Consider the following 847-nt stretch of genomic DNA (forward strand, 5'->3'; position numbering starts at 1 on the left):
GTTGTCACCGGCAGCCGTACTTTGGATTATAAGAGGCACGTCGACGAATGCCTTGCAACGCATTGCTCGCCTGACAGGGACATTGCCGCTACGCTTGCTCTCGCTCAAGCGCAGTTCGAAGCGGGGACATATGATGCGGCACGCGCATCCCTGTTGGCAGCAAGGCGTCGCAATGCACGGTTTGCAAAGCAATACCCGGTGGCGGTTGCTAATCTGCACCATGCTAATAGCGTGATGGCAGCGCATCTCGGCCTAGCCGACAGCGAGTTGTCCAGTGCTCTCGACACGATCAGCGCGATGAAGGCGGGCATGACTGAAGACGATCCACGTGTGTTCCTGGAGCGGATCGAGCTTGGCGATGCCTATGCTCGCGCTGGCCGGTTTATAGGAAGCGAGAAGCAGTATGCAGGCATTGCCCGACGCGCTCACAAGCTCGGCCTCATTGAGATTGAGGGCCTTGCTCTTTTACGGGTAGCTACGCTCAAAACCCGCCTTGCCGAACAAAATCACACGGTTTTCGGCTTCGCGGCACGCCGGGCTATCGATGCGTTGATCGCGAGGCGCGAACCGGCGTTGCAGCCTTATCAAGTAGCCGGCCGGCAACTAAGTTTTCTGCTCGCTGCCCAGACGACCCCCGGGCCCGAGCTCGATCGCCTGATTGAACGATATCCAAGGCAACCCGCTGGAGCGCCTGCGTTGTTATTATACGCCCCCGCAGTTGCGCTGACCGCGTCTTCCCGGGGATCAGGTAACCGCTTCGCCCCGAACTCCAACCCTGCTGCCATGTTTAACACCGAAATGCCGCCGGTGGCGATGGGCAGCTATGTCGGACAATGGATCGATGTGG

1 pseudogene is annotated in these 847 nt (G+C 59.1%); it reads left to right on the top strand.

Annotated features, from left to right (window positions below):
• Positions 1-234: 234 nt before the first annotated feature.
• A pseudogene (locus IFT54_RS20170) lies at positions 235-847 on the top strand (hypothetical protein); the annotation flags it as partial.

Origin of the sequence: Sphingomonas sp. CFBP 13714 (assembly GCF_014842205.1) — a bacterium.
Taxonomy (GTDB): Bacteria; Pseudomonadota; Alphaproteobacteria; order Sphingomonadales; family Sphingomonadaceae; genus Sphingomonas; species Sphingomonas aerolata.